The 780-nt window shown below is 63.1% G+C and carries 1 protein-coding gene; it reads left to right on the top strand.

What is annotated here, in order from left to right; all coding sequences use genetic code 11:
* On the top strand, positions 1 to 780 hold a 780-nt coding region (locus tag N1F91_RS31005; protein WP_289997766.1), incomplete at both ends, for an IS256 family transposase.

Here is a 780-nt window from a genome sequence, read left to right as displayed (position 1 = left end):
GGGGTACCGCAACGGACACCGCGAACGGCAAGTCGTTGGCACCTTTGGCACCGAAACGGTGAGCGTACCCCGCGCGAGGGTTGAAGACGAGGCGGGCAAGATTACCGAATGGCGGTCAAAGGCATTGGTGCGCTATCAGCGTTTGACCAAGAAGGCCGAGGCGTTGATTGCCTCTGTCTACCTCGCAGGCACCAACACACGGCGGGTGAAGCGGGCGCTTTACGGCCTGTTCGGTGGTGCTATCGGCAAGGACATCGTCGGCCGGGCGTGGCGCAAGGTGAAGGTGGACTGGGACGCCTGGAGCGCCCGCAGCCTTGCGAACGAAGATATCGTGCGGCTGATCCTCGATGGCACCGTCATCAAGACCCGGCTCGACCGCAAGGCCACCAACATCTCGGTGCTGGCAGCCATCGGCGTGCGCCGCGACGGGCAGAAAGTATTGTTATCAATCATGAATATGGGTGGTGAGAGCAAGGCGGCCTGGGGCAAGTTCCTCGCCGATCTCGACGCGCGCGGGCTCAAGCGGCCCGAGTTCGTGATTGTGGACGGCGCGCCTGGGCTTGAGGCGGCCCTTGTGGCGCTGTGGGGCGATGATCTGCCCATTCAGCGCTGCACCGTTCACAAGCATCGCAACCTTCTGGCTCATGCCCCGAAACACTTGCACGACGAGCTGACCGAGGATTACCGCGACATGATCTACGCCGACACAGCGGTCGACGTCGAGAAGCGCCGCAAGGCCTTCCTGCGCAAATGGCGGCTGAAGTGCCGTGCGGTTGCCGA

This window comes from Aquibium sp. ELW1220, assembly GCF_030398385.1.
Taxonomy (GTDB): domain Bacteria; phylum Pseudomonadota; class Alphaproteobacteria; order Rhizobiales; family Rhizobiaceae; genus Aquibium.
Note: the sequence above shows the minus strand (reverse complement) of the source record. Positions and strands in the feature narration are given on the sequence as shown.